We start from the raw sequence: 17,451 nt of genomic DNA, 5'->3' as shown, positions 1-17,451 counted from the left end.
GGCGGCCGGGTCTCACAGCGTGCGGGCCGCGTGCGTCAGCCGGTCCCGGGCGTCGAAGAGCGCGGCCTTGATCATCTGCTCGCGGGCGGGCGTCAGCCGGGCGACCGGTACCGAGCAACTGATCGCGTCGCGGGCGGGACTGCGGTAGGGCACGGCGATGCCGAAACAGCGCAGCCCCAGCGTGTTCTCCTCGCGGTCGAGCGCGTAGCCCTGCTCCCGCACCAGCCGCAGCTCTTCGAGGAGCTCCTCCCGGTCGGTGCGGGTGTGCTCGGTGACCGGTGCCAGCCGCTCGGGCAGCAGCGCGCGCACCTCCTCGTCCGGGTAGGTGGCCAGCAGCGCCTTACCCAGCGAGGTGGAATAGGCGGGCAGTCGGCGTCCGACCCGGGAGAAGGGCCGCAGGTGGTGCTGCGAGGTGCGGGTGGCGAGGTAGACGACGCTGGTGCCGTCCAGCCGCGCCAGGTGGATGGTCTCCGTCGTCTCGGCGGCGAGCCGGTCCAGGGCGGGTCGGGCAGCGGCGACCACCTCGTCACCGTCGAGGTAGGAGGTGCCCACCAGCAGCGCGCGGACGCCGATGCCGTATCGGGTGCCCGACGCGTCGGCCTCCACCCAGCCCAGGTCGACGAGGGTGCGCAGGAGCATGTAGAGGCTGGATTTGGGGTAACCGAGTGCTTCCTGGACCCTGGCGAGCGGGTGCATCCCGGGGTGGGCCGCGAAGAATTCCAGCAACTGCACCGTCCGTACGGCCGACTTGACCTGCGAGGCCCCCGTCTCGGTACCGGACATCGACCTTGACCCCTCCGTTCGCACCGACCTAAAGTCCCCAGGAGTTCACCCACAGGGACATTGTTCAGAATACCGAACACGACGGTTGCGAGACCCGGCGGCCGCGGAACGCGGTGGGCGCGGCCCCGCGACCTCTCGGCAGCGCGCGTGGCGCGGGTCCGCAGACGGACCGGACGGACTCAGGAGGACGCAGTGGCAACAGCGGTACCGGTCTGGAGCGTCGACCCACGCACCGGCGAACAGCGCGAGAGGGTGGCCGAGGAGGCCACGGCGGCCGACGTCGACGCCGCCGTGCGGGCCGCGCACGACGCCCTTCCCGCCCTCGCCGACCGCGGGGCACGGGCGGCCTTCCTCCGGGCCGCGGCCGAGCGGCTGGAGGCCGACGGTGAGCGGATCGTGGCCACCGCTGACGCCGAGAGCGCCCTGGGGGAGCCCAGGCTGACCGGTGAACTGGCCCGTACCACCGCCCAGTTGCGGGCCTTCGCCGCCGAGGTCGAGGACGGCGCCTTCCTCGACGTCGTCATCGACCACGCCGCCCCCGACCGCACCCCGCCCCAGCCCGACCTGCGACGCTGCAAACTGCCGCTCGGCGTCGTGGCGGTCTACGCCGCCTCCAACTTCCCCCTCGCCTTCTCCGTCCCCGGCGGCGACACCGCCAGCGCGCTGGCCGCCGGCTGCCCCGTCGTCGTCAAGGCGCACCCCGGCCACCCGGCCACCTCGGCCCTGGCGGCGGCCGCGCTGCGGTCGGCCGCCGCCGCGACGGGGCTGGACGAGAACGTCCTGACGGTGGTGCACGGCTTCGACGCCGGGGTCGAACTGGTACGCCACCCCCTGGTGGCAGCGGCCGGCTTCACCGGCTCGGTACGCGGCGGCCGGGCGCTCTTCGACGCCGCTGCCGCCCGCCCGAGGCCCATCCCCTTCCACGGCGAACTCGGCTCTCTCAACCCCGTCGTGGTCACCCGCGCCGCGGCCGCGGAACGCGCCGCGGCGATCGGTGAGGGTCTCGCCGGCTCCGTGACCCTGGGCACCGGGCAGTTCTGCGTCAAGCCGGGGCTCGTCCTCGTCCCCGAGGGCGGCGACGGCGACCGGATGCTCGACGCGCTGGCCGCCGCGCTGCGCGAGGCCGCCCCCGGACACCTGCTCGACGACCGGATGCGGCAGGCCTTCCTCGACGGTGTCGGCGCCCGCGCCGCCCTCGCCCGGGTCGCGGCGCCCGTGGAGGCGGGCCCGGGTGACGACCCGGCCGGGCGCACCGTGCGGCCGGGCGTGCTGACCCTCGCCGCCGGCGACCTGGACGAGGACCACGCGCTGCTGCTGGAGGAGTGCTTCGGCCCGGTGACCGTCGCCGTGCGGTACGGCGACGACGCCGACATCGACGCCGTACTGGCCCGCGTGGAGGGCTCGCTCACCGCCACGGTGCACCTCGGTGCCGCCGAGGCACAGCGGGACAGCGGGCCGGCCACGGCTCTGCTGTCCCGGCTCACGGCGCTGGCCGGGCGGGTGGTCGTCGACGGGTGGCCCACCGGCGTGGCCGTCGCGCCCGCCCAGCATCACGGGGGCCCCTACCCGGCGACGACCTCCACCTCGACCTCCGTGGGAGCCACCGCCGTCGAGCGCTGGCTGCGCCCCGTCGCCTACCAGGACACCCCGGACGCGCTGCTCCCTGCCGAGCTGCGCGAGGACAACCCGCTGGGTCTGCCACGGCGGGTCGACGGCGTACGGGAGTGACCCCGGGCCGCGGCGGCCCTGTGGACCCGGCAGCCGTCCGCCGCGACACTGGGCGGATGGATCGCCGCCTGCAGGCCGCCGAGTTCGCGCCCGGCGTCCGCTACCTCAACACCGCCTCGCACGGACTGCTGCCCGCCCGTGCGGCAGCGGCCGTGTCGCGTGCCGCCACCGACATGGCCGCCGGCCGCATCGACCAGCCCGTCTACTACGCGGACGTGGACACGGCGCGGGCGTCGTTCGCGCGGCTCGTGGGGACGACGCCCGCGCGGGTGGCGGCGGGCAGCGCGGTCTCCCCGCACGTCGGGCTGGTCGCCGCGTCCCTGCCTTCCGGCTCCCGCGTCCTCGCCCCCGAGGGCGACTTCTCCTCCGTGGTCACCCCCTTCACGGTCCGGGACGACCTCACCCTGCGCACCGTCCCGCTCGACACCCTGGCCGAGGCGGTGGACGGCTCGACGGACCTGGTCGCGTTGAGCGCGGTCCAGTCGGCGGACGGCCGCACAGCCGACCTGCCGGCCGTGCGTGAGGCGGCACGTGCCGCGGGTGCGCGTGTGCTGGTCGACGTGACGCAGGCGGCGGGCTGGCTGCCGTTGTGCGCCGACGACTACGACTACGTGGTGTGCGGCGCCTTCAAGTGGCTGCTGTGCCCGCGGGGTACCTCCTTCCTCGTCGTCTCCGCGGAGGCGCAGGAAGCGGGGGCGCTGCTGCCGCTGCACGCCGGCTGGGTGGCCGGGGCCAGGCCCTGGGACGACACGTACGGGCCCGTCGCCCGCCTCGCCCCCGACGCACGCGCCTACGAACAGCCTGTGCCGTTCCTGCCCTACGTCGCGGCCGCGCGGTCCCTCCCGCTGCTGGAGGAGCTCGGCGGGGTGGCGGCGGTCGGCGCGCACGACCGGGCGCTCGCGGCCCGGTTCCGCAAGGGCGTCACCGAGCTGTCCGGCGGGTACGAGCCGGTGCCGGGCGACTCGGCGATCGTGGCCGTACCGGGGCTCGGTCACCTGGTCGACAGGCTCCGGGAGGAAGGCGTCTCGCTCTCCGCGCGGGAGGGCAACCTCCGTGCGGCCTTCCACCTCTACAACACCGAGGAGGACGTCGACCGGCTGCTGGAGCTGCTGGCGGCATGACGAAGGGGCGGGACCGCGCGCGTCCCGCCCCCACCGTCAGCGGGCCACCGGCCGGATCACTTCACCGGGGTGAAGTCCCGCGCCCCGATGAACTCGGGACGGCGGACAGGCGCGGCGAAGGGCTCCACCGCCTTGTTCTCGACGCTGTTGAAGACGATGAACACGTTGCTCCGTGGGTAGGGAGTGATGTTGTCACCGCTCCCGTGCATGCAGTTGCAGTCGAACCAGGTCGCCGAGCCGGCCTTGCCGGTGAACAGCTTGATGCCGTGCGCGTCGGCGAACTTGGTCAGGGACTCGTCGGACGGAATCCCCGCGTCCTGCATCTGCAGCGACTTCTTGTAGTTGTCCTTCGGCGTCTCGCCCGCGCAGCCGAGGAAGGTCTTGTGCGACCCCGGCATGATCATCAAGCCGCCGTTGGTGTCGTAGTTCTCCGTCAGCGCGATGGAGACCGACACGGTCCGCATGTTCGCCAGACCGTCCTCCGCGTGCCAGGTCTCGAAGTCGGAGTGCCAGTAGAAACCCGTGGCGCCGAAGCCCGGCTTGACATTGATCCGGGACTGGTGGACGTACACGTCCGAGCCGAGGATCTGCCTGGCCCTGCCCACGATGCGCGGGTCCCGCACGAGCTGCGCGTAGACCTCGCTGATCTTGTGCACCTCGAACACGGTCCGGATCTCGGACGACTTCGGCTCGACGATCGAGCGTTCATCGGCGCGGATCTCCGGATCCGAGGTGAGCCGTTCCAGTTCCGCGCGCAGCGTCTCCACCTCGTCGGAGGTGATGAGCTGATCGATGGCGAGGAACCCGTCCCGCTCGAAGCCCGCCAGGTCCGTGGCCTCGATCGGCCCCGGCGTACCCGGTTCGGACCACACGACGGGGTCCATCCGCGGGGTGGCCACCTCGGTGGTTCCGCGGGTCGGGTACAGGTCGGCGGTGCGCTCGGGTGCGGTGGTCATGAATGTGCCTTCCTCTCCTCTCGTACGGCCCTGTTCAGTTGGCGAAACGGCCTCGGCCTCCGGCACGGTGGCCGGACGGTCCGATGGCCGACGTGGACCGGCGAACGGCCCCCTCTCGCGGCGAGCTGCGCCCGTCAGTCCTCGTCCGGCTCGGTGAGCAGCGGGTAGACGCCGTTCTCGTCGTGATCCTCCCGGCCGGTGACCGGCGGGTTGAAGACGCACACGCAGCGGAAGTCGGTCTTCGGGCGCATCGTGTGCTTCTCGTGCCCGTTGAGGAGGTACATCGTGCCGGGAGTGATCTGGTGCTTCTCGCCGGTCTCGTCGTTTGTCAGTTCCGCCTCGCCCTCGACGCAGAGGACGGCCTCGATGTGGTTGGCGTACCACATCGAGGTCTCGGTCCCCGCGTAGAGGATCGTCTCGTGCAGGGAGAAGCCCACCTTTTCCTTCGCCAGGACGATGCGCTTGCTCTCCCACGTGCCCGACGCCGACTTGATGTGGCGGTCGGTGTTCTCGATGTCCTTGAAGGAACGGACTATCACGGTTCGATGGTGCCTTTCTCTGTGTGTATCACGGAAGAGGCCCGTCCCGGCCGCAGCCGGGACGGGCCGTGTTCTGGAGTCAGACGGTTTCGCGTACGGCTCGGGCGACGATGCGCAGGCCCTCGTCCAGCTCCTCGGGGGTGATGGTCAGCGAGGGCAGGAGTTTGACGACCTCGCTCTGGGGACCGGAGGTCTCGATCAGCAGCCCCAGGTCGAAGGCGCGGCGGGCGACCTGTCCGGCCCGGCTCTTGTTGCGGAACTCCAGGCCCCACACCAGGCCGCGGCCGCGGTAGTCCGCGATCTCGTCGGGGTGTTCCTCGGCGATGGCCTTCAGGACGGCCTCGACCTGCTCACCGCGCGAGAGTGTCTGCTTCTCCATCTGGCCGTCGGCCCAGTAGGTCTGCAGCGCGGCGGTCGCGGTCACGAAGGCCGGGTTGTTGCCGCGGAAGGTGCCGTTGTGCTCGCCCGGCTCCCAGATGTCCAACTCCGGCTTGAAGAGGGTCAGCGCCAGGGGCATCCCGTAGCCGCCGATGGACTTCGACAGCGTGATGATGTCCGGCTTGATGCCCGCCTCCTCGAAGGAGAAGAACGCGCCGGTGCGCCCGCAGCCCATCTGGATGTCGTCGACGATCAGCAGCATGTCGTGCCGCTCGCACAGGTCGGCCAGGGCGCGCAGCCACTCGGCGCGGGCGACGTTGATGCCGCCCTCGCCCTGGACCGTCTCCACGATCACGGCTGCGGGCTTGTTCAGGCCCGAGCCCTGGTCCTCCAGCAGCCGCTCGAACCAGACGAAGTCCTCGGTGGTGCCGTTGAGGTAGTCGTCGAAGGGCATCGGGGTGCCGTGCACCAGCGGGATGCCCGCGCCGGCACGCTTGAAGGCGTTGCCGGTCACCGCCAGCGAACCCAGCGACATGCCGTGGAAGGCGTTGGTGAACGAGACGATCGACTCGCGGCCCTTGACCTTGCGGGCCAGCTTCAGCGCTGCCTCCACCGCGTTGGTGCCGGTCGGGCCGGGGAACATGACCTTGTGGTCCAGACCGCGCGGCTGGAGGATCACCTCCTGGAAGGTCTCCAGGAAGGCGCGCTTGGCCGCGGTGGACATGTCCAGGCCGTGCACGACACCGTCACGTTCGAGGTAGTCCAGCAGGGCTCGTTTGAGCACCGGGTTGTTGTGGCCGTAGTTGAGCGTGCCGGCCCCGGCGAAGAAGTCGAGGTAGGTGTGGCCGTCCTCGTCGTACATCCGGGCACCCTGCGCCCGGTCGAAGATCGTCGGCCAGCCACGGCAGTAGCTGCGCACCTCCGACTCCACGGTTTCGAAGACACTGAGGTCAGGCTGGGTGATGGTCACAGCTTGCTCCTGGGAGTGAGTCACGGGGAAAGAAAGTCTGCTGGTGGGGCGGGCCGGCGACGGGCCTACCCGCGGTGGTCCTGCCGTATACGTCAGCGCTTCGATGCGCCGGGAAACACGACCGGGCCGATCCGGTACAGCACCTCGGGCTCGTGTCCGTCCTCGGGGAAGAGGGCGGCGTCGAACAGCACGTCCTTGGCGACCGCTGCCGAATGGCGCTGCGCGTAGGAGGTGAACAGCCGGTTCGAGGGGGTGTTGTCGGGGGTGACCGTGGTCTCGATGCTGTCGATGCCGAACTCCTCGGCGGCACGGAGTGTCAGTCCGTCCAGCATGGCCGCGGCGAGTCCGCGGCCGCGGGCCGCCTCGTCGACGGCCACCTGCCAGATCAGCAGGGTGCCCGGCTGCTCGGGCCGCAGGTAGCCGGTGATGAAACCGACCGGCTCGCCCGCGCCGTTGCGGGCGACGACCGAGGTGGCGGCGAAGTCGCGGCACCACAGCAGGTAGCTGTAGGAGGAGTTGAGATCGAGGGTCTTCGAGTCGCGGGCGATCCGCCAGATCGCGGCTCCGTCGTCCACACGCGGTGTGTCGAGCTTCAGTCCCTCCGGCATTTCCAGAAAGTCTCTGTGGGCACGTGCATGGTCTGCTTGTGCGGCGGTCATGCGAATTCAATTTACCCAGCAGAATCTGAAATTGCACGGGGGTGAGGGGTTACATAGCCGCCTCGGCATGTGTTATCGCGCGCGGGCGAGCGGGCGCGCTGACGGGCCGCTTCCGCCCTGTGTTTGAGCGTCTATGTCGGGATATAACAGCCGACCTGTGGAGTACGTCACAGTGCGATAACGGTGCTGAGGTGTGTCCGGAATACGAGCTTCGCGAGGCCGCGAAAACTTTGCGTTTGAGACTGCGGGAAGCGGGCATACGAATATGGGAACCTGCACCGGAAAAGGCGCCTGGATTGCATCCTAATCCCCGGTGCAAGATTGCGTTCGCGTTTTCCGGCAGGTGGCTCCGCGTTCTCGCGCTCTTCTCCTGGTTCCCTCTCCCGGCCTTTCACGGCTCCCGCCTCCGGCAACCGCCGGGCCGCACGGCCCCCGGGCGCTCTGGACACCGGCGTACGGGCCACTCGTACAGTGCGGCCATGAGCGAGCGCGCGAGTCTGCACATCAAGGGGCGGGTACTGGTCGGGCCCGAGGACGTACGGGACGAGATGTGGGTGGTCGGCGGGCGGCTCACCTACGAGCGGCCCCCCGTGTCCCCGGGTGCCGGCGAGCCGGTCACCCTGAACGGCTGGGTGCTGCCCGGGCTCGTGGACGCCCACTGCCACGTCGGGCTCGACGCGCACGGTCCCGTCGACGACTCCACCAGCGAGAAGCAGGCGCTCACCGACCGCGCCGCGGGCGCCCTGCTGCTCCGCGACGCCGGCTCGCCCTCCGACACCCGCTGGATCGACCACCGCGAGGACCTGCCCCGCATCATCCGCGCGGGGCGGCACATCGCGCGCACCCGCCGCTACATCCGCAACTACGCCCACGAGATCGAGCCCGGCGACCTGGCCGCCTACGTGCGCCGGGAAGCGCGGCGCGGCGACGGCTGGGTCAAGATCGTCGGCGACTGGATCGACCGGGAGGAGGGCGACCTCACCGCCTGCTGGCCGCGCTGGGCCATCGAGGAGGCCATCACCGCCGCGCACCAGGAGGGCGCCCGGGTCACCGCGCACTGCTTCGCCGAGGACTCGCTGCGCGACCTGGTCGAAGCCGGCATCGACTGCATCGAGCACGCCACCGGCCTCACCGAGGAGACCATCCCGCTGTTCGCCGAGCGCGGCGTCGCCATCGTGCCCACCCTCGTCAACATCGCCACCTTCCCGTCGCTGGCCGCGGGCGGCGAGGCCAAGTTCCCGCGCTGGGCCGGGCACATGCGCGACCTGCACGCCCGCCGCTACGACACCGTGCGGGCCGCCTGGGACGCGGGCATCCCCGTCTTCACCGGCACCGACGCGGGCGGCTCCCTCGCCCACGGGCTCGTCGGGCAGGAGGTCGCCGAACTGGTCGCGGCCGGCATCCCCGCCCACGACGCGCTGGCCGCCGCCACCTGGACGGCCCGCACCTGGCTGGGCCGCCCCGGCCTGACCGAGGGAGCCCCCGCCGACTTCGTCGTCTACGACACCGACCCGCGCGCCGACGTCCGTGTCCTGGACGCACCGCACCACGTCGTGCTGCGCGGACAGGTGGTGCGCTGAACCGAACCAGGCCGTGGCGGATGCCGTGCGGTGCTGACAAGTGGCACCCGGTGCCGCACGCTGGGGACATGAGCCCTACGGCACCCGGTGACAGGCCGCCCGGCGGGCGCCCCTACGGCGGCGAGAGCCACCCTCCGCACCCCGCGGCACCCGGCCACGGCCCGCGCACGTCCGCGCGGCTCCCCGCCCGCACCCTCCTGGCCCGCCTCGTGACGGACTTCCACGAGTGCGGCCCCGCAGCGGCCGGGCCGGGCGGCGACGCGACGGGACCGGCCCCCGGGGCGCCGACCGCGGACGGCCCGCTCGGGTGGCCGGGGTACGACGCCGCCCGGGCGCGGGCGAAGGAGCGCACCGGCGAGGACGAGTCCGTCGTCTGCGGCACCGGGCGGATCGGCGGCCGGGAGACCGCCTTGATCTGCTTCGAGTTCGGCTACCTCGGCGGCTCGCTCGGCGAACGTACCGGCGACCGCATCGCGGCGGCCCACGCCCTGGCCAGGCGGCTGGGACTGCCGTTGGTCACCCTCGTCGCCACCGGCGGCAGCCGTATGCAGGAGGGGATGCGTGCCCTGACGCAGCTCCAGCGGGTGGCCCGGCAGACCGCGCTGACCCGTGCCGCAGGACTGCCCCAGCTCGCGGTCGTCCGCGATCCGACGACGGGCGGCGGCTGGGCCACCCTCGCCGCCGGCGCCGACGTGGTCCTCGGCCTGCCCGGCGCCGAGGCCGCCTTCGCCGGCTCCCGCGTACGGCCCGGCCACGCCGACCCGGCCGCCTACACCGCCGAGGGCCAGCACGCGGCGGGCCACATCGATCAACTCGTCCCCGAGACCGGTCTGGCCGAGGCCCTGGCGCGGTGGCTCACCCTGCTGACCGGAGGCGGACGCGGAGGCGCGGACCGGGACGGGGAGCGGGAGAGCAGCCCTGCCCCCGTCCCGCACGCCCTGCCGTCGTCCCCCGCCACCCGGGGGCTGCCCCGCACCGGCATGGAGGCGGTCGCCCGGGCGCGGTCGGCGGGGCGGCCGGGAGCCGACGCGTACCTGGACGCCTGCTTCACCCGCCGCGCGGAACTCGGCGGAGACCGGTGCGGGGGTGTCGACCGGGGTGTGCGGTGCGGGTTCGGCCTGTACCAGGGGCGGACCGTCGCCTATGCGGCGCAGTGCGGCACCCCGACCCGGCCCGCCGGCTACCGCACCGTCGCACGGCTGCTCCGCACCGCGGACCGTCTGGGCATCCCCGTCCTCACCCTCATCGACACCCCCGGCGCCGCCAACGGGCCCGAGGACGAACGGGCGGGCGCCGGGCCGGCCGTCGCGGAGGTCTTCGGTGCGGTGGCCGAGGCCCGGGTACCGGTCACCTCGCTGCTGATCGGCGAGGGCGGCTCCGGCGGCGCCCTGGCCCTGGCCGCACCGGGGCGGCTGTGGGTGACGCCGGACAGCTACTTCTCCGTCATCGCCCCCGAGTCGGCCACCGCCATCCTCAAGCGCACCCCCGACGAGGTCCCCCGGACGGCCGAGGCCCTGCGGCTGCGCCCCCAGGACGCCGTCGAGCTGGGTGTGGCGTGCGGAGTCGTGCGGGTCGACCCCCAGCGCTGAAAAGCGGCGTACGGGGTACGGCGTCGGCGCCGTGCGCCGGGGGAGCGCGGCCGTCGCCGCTCCGCCCTCGGTCCCGCTCGGCCGCCGGGCGCGCAGTCGCGCCGAGTGGTTGCGCCGAGCCGTACTCCCGAGGCAGGCGGCCCCGCCGGCCGGCGGTCTGGGACCATGGCGGGGAACCCGTGCCACGTGAGGGCCGCCGGTGAGGCGGGAGCGAAGGGACGACGCGTCATGACGGAACGCAAGCCGCCCGGAGTCAGCTTCGAGACGTGGGCCGACCGGCAGATCCGGGAGGCCGAGGAGCGCGGCGACTTCGCGGAACTGCCGGGCGCCGGGAAGCCGTTGCCCGGCCTCGACAAGCCGTACACCGAACAGTGGTGGGTCGAGCGCAAGATGCGCGACGAGAACCTCAGCTACCTGCCGCCTTCACTCGCGCTCCGCAAGGAGGCGCAGGACGCGCGGGAGCGGGCGGCCGAGGCCCGTTCGGAGAAGGAGGTCCGCGCGATCCTCACACAGATCAACGCGAAGATCGACGAGGCCGTCCGCCGGCCCCCCGAGGGTCCGCCGCACCGCCTTGTCCCGTTCGACATCGAGAGCGCCGTACGCCGGTGGCGGTCCGGGCACCGCGCGGGCGACTGACCCGGACGCGGCGGGCCGGCCGCAGGGAACGGCAGGCGCCGGTTCACAGATCGATGACCGTGTCCGTCGCCGGCATGGCGATGCACAGCAGCGCCGTGCCCGGGTCGGGCGGCAGGGCGGGCGGAGTGGGGTAGACCACCCGGCCCTCGCGCAGCGGTCTGGCGCAACTGCGGCACGCACCGGCGCGGCAGCCGGAGGGGACGGTGAGGCCCTCGTCCTCGGCGAGCTGCGAGAGCGTGCCGTCCTCGGGGCGCCACTTGGCGGTGCGCCCCGAGGTGGCGAACCGGACGGTGAAGGGCCCTTTCTCGGGCTCCTCGCCCCGCGTTCCGGCCGTGCCGGGGGAGGCGAACACCTCCTGGTGGATGCGGTCCTCGGGAACCCCGGCGGCAGTGAGCGACCGGCGCGCGGCGTCGAGGAAGGGCTCGGGCCCGCACAGGAACGCCGTGGCGGCGGGGTCGGCGGTCAGCAGGGGTCTGCCTCGGTGGGCGCCCAGGCTTTCCGCCTCCCGTTCATCGGCCCGGGTCAGGTGCAGCCGGGTGCGGGCGTGCGGCAGGCGCGCGGCGAGGTCGAGGACCTCCGGCCACAGCGCGAGGTCCGCGGCGCGGCGTGCGGTGTGGACGACCTCGACGCTGCGGCCGGGCTGCTCCGTCACGCAGCCGTGCAGCAGCGCCACGGTCTGGGTGATACCGATGCCGCCGGAGGCCAGCAGCAGGGGGCGGTCGGCGTCGTCGTCGAGGACGGTGCCCCCGTGCGGCCCGGAGAGCGTCAGCAGCGTCCCCGGCCGGGCGTGCCGGTGCAGGTGGGGCGTCATCCGCCCGTCGGGCTCGTGTTTGACGGTGATGCGCAGCCGCCCTGCCGCGTCGTGCGCCGAGACGGTGTAGGCCCGCCACAGCGGCCCCTCGTCGGTGTGTGCGGTGACGACGACGTGCTGGCCGGGGCGGGGCGCGGGCCGCTCGGCGGCCAGCGGATCCGCCAGCCACAGGCTGAGCGCCCCGCTGCCGTGCCGGACGCGCTCGACGACGCGGGCCCGGCGCGGCCACGCCGCGGGCTGCGGACCGCCGTGCAGCGGGGTCGGCCGTCCGTGGCCGAGCAGCACCACCGGGTCGCCGGACCGCACCGTGCCGGGCTCGACGACGCGGGCCCGCAGCCCGCAGTACAGGTGACCGAAGCGGGTGGCGAGCTCGGCGGGCACGTTGAGGTCGCGGCAGGCGCGTTCGGGGTCGACGGTGGTGGCGGCACAGCGGTTGACGGGGTGCAGCACCTCCAGCCGGGCGTCCCCGACGGCGATCCGGGCCCCGGGCAGGTCGAGCTCCGCCCAGGCAGGCAGCTCGGCGAGCAGCAGGTTGGCGCGGAAGCGGCGCGGGTCCACGGGCTGCCCGGCGGCTTGGGCGAGAGCGTCCACGGAGGCGAGGTTGAGCAGCGAGACGGTGGCCCGGTCGTCCCAGTAGCCGTCCTCCGCGCGGTGCAGCTCCGCGCCGCCGAACCAGTCGGTGCGGGCCACCAGCCCGGGTTCCGGCGGGTCGAGGGGGACGGTCAGGCTCTCGTACGCGGGGTGGGTCAGGGTGGCGGTCCCGGCCTCCTCGTCGATGCGGACCCGGCCGTCCGCGGGGCCGGGTCCGGCGACGAGGGCATGGAAGTGCCGCGTGGCCGCCCACGCTCCGCCCTCCGGCACCGGGCGCCGGGCGAAGGCGAACATCCGGTCGCGGGGCACACCCGCGGCCAGGTCGGTGCGGGAGACGTCGTGACCGGGCAGCCCCTTGACGGGGTGGCGGACGATGCGGGCGATACGGGCGAGGTGCGACGACAACGGGCTGCGCTCCCTGGATCGGGGAAGGGCCGGGTTCCCATCCTCGGAGCACGCTCACCCATGGTCCAGGCGGGCCTTCCGAGGAGGGTCACGACGTGTCGCCTCCATGGCGGACCCGCACCGCCTGCGGCAACCGGCGGCTCAGACCTCGCCCCGCGCCATGCCGATCAGCCGGTCCAGTACGGCGCCCCGGCTGACGCGGAGGGCGTCGTGCTCCCACTCGTCGGTCACCCAGGTGCGCACCCGGGGAACGGCACGTGCGGTGGCGAGCGAGTGGTCACGGTCGACGTACATGTCGTCGTGGTAGACGGCCGCGTACACCGGAACCTCGTTGGCCGCCAGCCGTTCCGGGTCGTACAGGTCGGGCCAGTCGCCGCGGTCGGCCAGCAGGTGGGCCGCCTCGCGCAGCGGGGTCAGCGCCGGGTCGGCGTCGAACATCCACGGGTAGATCATCTCCCCGGTGAACAGCACCGGGGAGTCTCCCTCCAGCGCCCGCGCCGCGTCGAAGGCGGGGAACTCGCTGCGTACCCGCTGCGCCGCCCACCGGGTGCCCCGCGTGCCGACCGCACGCTGGGCGTAGATCGGCTCGTGCAACGCGGCGAACAGCGGGTTGACGGCCAGCGACACCTGCGCCCGCACGCCCTCCAGGAACGCGTCCGAGAGCTCGGGCCCGGCCGTACCCCGCACCCACGGGTCCTCCAGCAGGTAGTGCAGCACGTGCGAGCCCGAGCCCTGCCCCAGGAGCATGCCGAGGGTCTGGAAGCGCTCCACCGTCAGCGGGCTCCCGTCCGGCAGCTTCACCGTGTACTCGGCCAGGTGCGCGGCGATCCGGCGTACGGTCTCCACGTCCCCGGGGTAGCGCGCGTAGTGCGCCGCGTTCTTGGCGGCGACGCGCGGGTAGGCGGCGCGGTAGACGCCCTCCGCGTCCACCCGCAGGCCGGGCAGCCCGCCCGTCACGTACGCCTCGCGCAGGTGCTCGGGGGCGTGGGAGAGGTAGGTCAGGGTGCAGAACCCGCCGAAGCTCTGACCGAGCGTCGACCAGCTCGCGGCCTCGCCCAGCAGCCGCTTGCGCACCAGTTCGGCGTCGCGCACGATGGCGTCGGAGCGGAAGTGCGCCAGGTAGCCGGCCTGCTGCTCGGCCGTGCCGCGTCCTGCGAGGGTCTGCCGGTTGACGGGCGTGGAGCGGCCGGTGCCGCGCTGGTCGAGCAGCAGCACCCGGTAGTGGCGCAGCGCGGTCGCCAGCCAGTCGGCCCGGCCCACCGGGCGGGGCCCGCCGGATCCCGGTCCGCCCTGGAGGAACAGCAGCCAGGGCAGGTCCTCCCGTTCCCGTCCCGCGGCGACGACCTCGCGCGCGTACACCTCGATCTGTTCGCCGTCCGGCCGGGCGTGGTCCAGCGGGACGGTGACGACGTGGTCTGTCAGCACGGTGCCGGGGTGCCGCAGGGTGGTGGGCATTCCTGACCTCCAGGGGGTGGGGCGGGGCGCACCGGGGTCCGGTCGCCCGGTGGCGGTCCCATTCGATCAGGGTGCGTGCGGGGGCGGGGAGGGGGCTGCGCCGTACCGGCAGCAGGCGCCGTCAGCGGCCGGGGGAGGGCAGCGACTCCAGGGCCCGGCCCAGGGCGGTGACGAACCGGTCGGTCGTCTCCGGGTCGCGCACCGCCGTCCGGAACCACCCCTGTCCGAGCCCGGGGAAGGTGTCTCCGCGCCGCACCGCGAAGCCGAGTTCCCGCAGCCGGGCACGGACGTCCGCGGCCCGCGGATGTCCGACGAGCAGGAACGGGCCCTGCGGCTCGGGGGTGGCCTCGCTCAGGCCCGCCCCGGGGAGGCCGGCCAGCCGTGCGCGCAGGTGTGCGCGGTCGCGCGAGAAGTTCTGGGCCGCCGCCTCCGCCTCGGCCAGCGCCTCGGGTGCGCTGCACGCCTGCGCGGCCGTCAACGCGGGAGCCGAGACGGGCCACAGCGGCTGGTGGCGGGCCAGCATCCCTACGGTGTCCGGGTCGCCGAGCACGTAGCCGACCCGCAGCCCGGCCAGCCCCCATGTCTTGGTGAGGCTGCGCAGCACGACCGTGCGGCCCGGCAGACGGTCCAGCAGCGGCACCAGTGACTCGCGCTCACCCGGCACCGCGTCCACGAAGGCCTCGTCGACCACCAGCGTGCGGCCGGGACGGGCGAGCCGCGCCAGTCCGGCCGCCGGATGCAGCACGGAGGTCGGGTTGGTGGGGTTGCCGACGACGACCAGATCGGCCTCCTCCGGCACCGCGTCCGCGTCCAGCCGGAAGGCGTCGGCGGCCCGCAGCAGGACCCGCCCCACCTCGTGCCCGGCGTCCCGCAGCGCGGCCTCCGGCTCGGTGAACTGCGGGTGCACCACCACCGGGCGGCGTGCGGGCAGGGCCCGGGCCAGCAGCACGAACGCCTCCGCCGCTCCGGCCGTCAGCAGCACCTGTTCCTCGGCCAGCCCGTGCCGGGTGGCGACCGCGCGGCGCGCGGGTGCGGCGTCGGGGTAGGCGGCGAGCGTCTCGATCGAGGCGGCCAGCCGGCGGCGCAGCCAGGCCGGGGGAGTGCCGGTGCGCACGTTCACCGCCAGGTCGGTCAGCCCGGCCTCGCCGCCGCGTACTTCGGCGTCTCCGTGGTGGCGCAGCGCGGTGCTGTCGGCGGCGGATGCCGTCATGTGTGCGTCCTTCTCCCCGGCGTCGGCGCTCATGCGTCCCTCCCGACGGCGCGGGCGTCAGCCGCGCCCGTTTCCCTCCCCGCCCCTGTCCCCGGTTCCGGTCCCGGCCCCGAGGCTGTTCCGGGCTGCGTGGCGGGCGTCATGTCTCCGTCCCCGGGACCGCGATCGCCGCCAGCGCGGCGGTGGCCCGTGCGGGGGAGCCGTCCGCCGGGCGGGAGGTGGTCTTCGGGGTCAGCAGTACGGGGGCCCCGCTCTGCACGGACGAGCCGTCGCCGCCGCCGGCCAGCAGCGCTGCCGCCTCGGCGACCGAGGGGGTGCCCACTGCCGCGCGGGAGAAGTCCGAGGGGTGCGGCACCCGGACGCGGGCCAGCGTCCGCGCGTCGTAGGCGAGCAGCGGCAGCCCCAGTCGCCGGGCGGCCGTCAGCAGCCCCGGCTCCTGGGCGCGTGCCTGCACCGTGGCCAGCGCCGCGACATCCTCCTCGGCCAGCCCGGCGGCCGTGAGCACGCCCCGCACCAGGTGCAGCACCTCCTGGGCCCGCACCCCGGCACAGGTGCCGACACCCACGGTGAACAGCCGCGCCCCCGCGGCGGGTCCGGCGGATCCGCTGGCCTGTCGCTGCGGTGTCACGCGGCGCTCCCCGCTTCCTGCCGGCGCGCACACCTGTCGACGAACCGGCCCGCCATGCCGGGCGCCGCCGCCCAGTGCACGTGCAGGTAGGAGGCGTGCACCTGCCCCTGGACGAAGCCCTCCGTCCGGCGCTGCGGGCGTACCAGCCCCCAGGCGGGCACCTGTCCGGCGCCGGGGAGGAGTTCGGTGCGGTGGAACTCGTGGCCCCGCACCCGGGTGCCTGCCTCGGCGAGCGCGCTGTCGGCCACGGCGACCGCCTCGCGGTAGCCCAGCGTCAGCCGCTCCGCCATCCGCCCGTGCGCGTCCAGCACCCCGCACATGGGGGTGCCGTCCAGGTCCTGCGCCAGATACAGCAGCCCGGCGCACTCGGCCGCAACCGGGCCCTCGAACGCCGCGATCTGCTCGCGCAAGGGTCGATTTTCGGCCAACTCCGGGGCGTACACCTCCGGGAAGCCGCCGCCGACGACGAGCCCCGCCGTCCCGTCCGGCAGGGCCTCCTCGCGCAGCGGGTCGAACGGGACGACCTCGGCGCCGGCGGCCCGCAGCAGCTCCGCGTGCTCGGCGTAGGAGAACGTGAACGCCGCACCGCCCGCCACCGCCACCCTCGGTGCCCGCGCCACCGGCACGCGCCCCACCTCCTCGGCCGGGTCCCACGGCGCGTCCGGCAGCGGCGGGGCCTGCCGCGCCAGGGCGAGCAGCGCGTCCAGGTCGCAGCCCTCCCGCACCTGCCGCGCGAGCGCCGCCACCGCGTCGAGGGCCTCGGCACGGCGCTCGGCCACCGGTACCAGGCCCAGGTGGCGGGAGGGCGCCCGCACCACCTTCGTGCGGCGCAGCACGCCCACCACCGGCACCCCGCAACCTTCCAGTGCCTCGCGCAGCAGCTCCTCGTGCCGGTCGGAGCCGACCTTGTTGAGCACCACCCCGGCCAGGGCCACCTCCGGGTCCCAGGACGCGAAGCCGTGCACCAGCGCGGCCACGGAACGGGACTGCGACGAGGCGTCCACCACCAGCACCACCGGCGCCCGCAGCAGCTTGGCCACGTGCGCCGTGGAGGCCAGTTCGCCCTGTCCGGCGGCGCCGTCGTACAGCCCCATCACGCCCTCGACCACGGCCAGGTCCGTGCCGGCGGCGGCGTGCCCGAACAGCGGCGCGATCCGCTGCGGGCCGCACAGGTAGGCGTCCAGGTTGCGGCCGGGGCGGCCCGTCGCCAGCGCGTGGTAGCCCGGGTCGATGTAGTCGGGGCCCACCTTGTGCGGGGAGACGGTCAGACCGCGCTCGGCGAAGGCCGCCATCAGCCCGGTCGCCACCGTCGTCTTGCCGCTCCCGGAGGACGGCGCCGCGACGACCAGGCGGGGCGTACGGATCACGCGGCGGCCCCCGGCGCGGGCGGGGTGCCGGCCAGGGCGGCGCGG

At 74.1% G+C, this 17,451-nt stretch carries 15 protein-coding genes; 5 read left to right on the top strand and 10 right to left on the bottom strand.

What is annotated here, in order from left to right:
• Positions 1–12: 12 nt before the first annotated feature.
• Positions 13–783 (bottom strand): IclR family transcriptional regulator, encoded by a 771-nt coding sequence (locus tag H297_RS0107725; protein WP_027736564.1) that lies wholly within the window; start codon positions 781–783, stop codon positions 13–15.
• A gap of 192 nt (positions 784–975) precedes the next feature.
• Here H297_RS0107725 and H297_RS0107720 point away from each other — a divergent pair, with 192 nt between their 5' ends.
• The gene (locus tag H297_RS0107720; RefSeq protein ID WP_027736563.1) at positions 976–2,511 is read left to right on the top strand and encodes an aldehyde dehydrogenase family protein; all 1,536 of its coding nucleotides are present in this window, start codon (positions 976–978) and stop codon (positions 2,509–2,511) included.
• 56 nt (positions 2,512–2,567) lie between these two features.
• A complete protein-coding gene (locus H297_RS0107715; protein WP_027736562.1) occupies positions 2,568–3,632 on the top strand; it encodes an aminotransferase class V-fold PLP-dependent enzyme in 1,065 nt (354 codons plus the stop codon).
• A gap of 56 nt (positions 3,633–3,688) precedes the next feature.
• On the opposite strand, the gene thpD is transcribed toward H297_RS0107715, so the two are convergent.
• From thpD to ectA, 4 genes are all read right to left on the bottom strand, one after another.
• Positions 3,689–4,588, bottom strand: a complete 900-nt coding sequence (gene thpD / locus H297_RS0107710) for an ectoine hydroxylase (protein ID WP_027736561.1) — start codon at positions 4,586–4,588, stop codon at positions 3,689–3,691.
• A gap of 134 nt (positions 4,589–4,722) precedes the next feature.
• On the bottom strand, positions 4,723–5,127 hold the full coding sequence (locus H297_RS0107705) for an ectoine synthase (protein WP_027736560.1): 405 nt from the start codon (positions 5,125–5,127) through the stop codon (positions 4,723–4,725).
• Between the two features lie 79 nt (positions 5,128–5,206).
• Entirely contained in the window at positions 5,207–6,475 is a 1,269-nt protein-coding gene (gene ectB, locus H297_RS0107700; protein WP_027736559.1) for a diaminobutyrate--2-oxoglutarate transaminase, read from the bottom strand.
• A 92-nt stretch (positions 6,476–6,567) separates the two neighbouring features.
• The gene (gene ectA, locus H297_RS0107695; RefSeq protein WP_027736558.1) at positions 6,568–7,083 is read right to left on the bottom strand and encodes a diaminobutyrate acetyltransferase; all 516 of its coding nucleotides are present in this window, start codon (positions 7,081–7,083) and stop codon (positions 6,568–6,570) included.
• A gap of 530 nt (positions 7,084–7,613) precedes the next feature.
• On the opposite strand from ectA, the gene H297_RS0107690 reads away from it, so the two are divergent.
• The 3 genes from H297_RS0107690 to H297_RS0107680 all read left to right on the top strand — a co-directional run bounded on the left by H297_RS0107690 (position 7,614) and on the right by H297_RS0107680 (position 10,939).
• Positions 7,614–8,714: an amidohydrolase family protein gene (locus tag H297_RS0107690; protein WP_027736557.1), complete on the top strand. Its 1,101-nt coding sequence runs from the start codon at positions 7,614–7,616 to the stop codon at positions 8,712–8,714.
• Positions 8,715–8,782: 68 nt separating this feature from the next.
• Positions 8,783–10,303 (top strand): carboxyl transferase domain-containing protein, encoded by a 1,521-nt coding sequence (locus H297_RS35155; RefSeq protein ID WP_078513838.1) that lies wholly within the window; start codon positions 8,783–8,785, stop codon positions 10,301–10,303.
• A 228-nt stretch (positions 10,304–10,531) separates the two neighbouring features.
• Positions 10,532–10,939: a DnaJ family domain-containing protein gene (locus tag H297_RS0107680; protein ID WP_027736556.1), complete on the top strand. Its 408-nt coding sequence runs from the start codon at positions 10,532–10,534 to the stop codon at positions 10,937–10,939.
• A 43-nt stretch (positions 10,940–10,982) separates the two neighbouring features.
• Here the strand turns inward: H297_RS0107680 and H297_RS0107675 are convergent, their stop codons facing one another.
• The 5 genes from H297_RS0107675 to H297_RS0107655 all read right to left on the bottom strand — a co-directional run bounded on the left by H297_RS0107675 (position 10,983) and on the right by H297_RS0107655 (position 17,406).
• Entirely contained in the window at positions 10,983–12,746 is a 1,764-nt protein-coding gene (locus H297_RS0107675; RefSeq protein ID WP_027736555.1) for an MOSC domain-containing protein, read from the bottom strand.
• 141 nt (positions 12,747–12,887) lie between these two features.
• Positions 12,888–14,201: an alpha/beta fold hydrolase gene (locus tag H297_RS0107670; protein ID WP_027736554.1), complete on the bottom strand. Its 1,314-nt coding sequence runs from the start codon at positions 14,199–14,201 to the stop codon at positions 12,888–12,890.
• A 121-nt stretch (positions 14,202–14,322) separates the two neighbouring features.
• The gene (gene cobC, locus H297_RS0107665) at positions 14,323–15,444 is read right to left on the bottom strand and encodes an Rv2231c family histidinol phosphate aminotransferase CobC (RefSeq protein WP_027736553.1); all 1,122 of its coding nucleotides are present in this window, start codon (positions 15,442–15,444) and stop codon (positions 14,323–14,325) included.
• Between the two features lie 106 nt (positions 15,445–15,550).
• Positions 15,551–16,039, bottom strand: coding sequence for a cobalamin biosynthesis protein (locus H297_RS0107660; protein WP_027736552.1), 489 nt, complete (start codon positions 16,037–16,039; stop codon positions 15,551–15,553).
• Positions 16,036–17,406, bottom strand: a complete 1,371-nt coding sequence (locus H297_RS0107655; protein WP_027736551.1) for a cobyrinic acid a,c-diamide synthase CobB — start codon at positions 17,404–17,406, stop codon at positions 16,036–16,038. The genes H297_RS0107660 and H297_RS0107655 overlap by 4 nt, the downstream gene beginning before the upstream one ends.
• Positions 17,407–17,451 lie beyond the last annotated feature (45 nt).

This window comes from Streptomyces sp. CNT360 (assembly GCF_000424785.1).
Note: the sequence above shows the minus strand (reverse complement) of the source record. Positions and strands in the feature narration are given on the sequence as shown.

What these genes read in the sequence shown, in the direction of transcription:
- thpD (WP_027736561.1), bottom strand. Translation starts at nt 4,588, where the DNA reads ATGACCACCGCACCCGAGCGCACCGCCGACCTGTACCCGACCCGCGGA.
- H297_RS35155 (WP_078513838.1), top strand. Translation starts at nt 8,783, where the DNA reads ATGAGCCCTACGGCACCCGGTGACAGGCCGCCCGGCGGGCGCCCCTAC.
- H297_RS0107715 (WP_027736562.1), top strand. Translation starts at nt 2,568, where the DNA reads ATGGATCGCCGCCTGCAGGCCGCCGAGTTCGCGCCCGGCGTCCGCTAC.
- H297_RS0107725 (WP_027736564.1), bottom strand. Translation starts at nt 783, where the DNA reads ATGTCCGGTACCGAGACGGGGGCCTCGCAGGTCAAGTCGGCCGTACGG.
- cobC (WP_027736553.1), bottom strand. Translation starts at nt 15,444, where the DNA reads ATGAGCGCCGACGCCGGGGAGAAGGACGCACACATGACGGCATCCGCC.
- ectA (WP_027736558.1), bottom strand. Translation starts at nt 7,083, where the DNA reads ATGCCGGAGGGACTGAAGCTCGACACACCGCGTGTGGACGACGGAGCC.
- H297_RS0107680 (WP_027736556.1), top strand. Translation starts at nt 10,532, where the DNA reads ATGACGGAACGCAAGCCGCCCGGAGTCAGCTTCGAGACGTGGGCCGAC.
- H297_RS0107670 (WP_027736554.1), bottom strand. Translation starts at nt 14,201, where the DNA reads ATGCCCACCACCCTGCGGCACCCCGGCACCGTGCTGACAGACCACGTC.
- H297_RS0107690 (WP_027736557.1), top strand. Translation starts at nt 7,614, where the DNA reads ATGAGCGAGCGCGCGAGTCTGCACATCAAGGGGCGGGTACTGGTCGGG.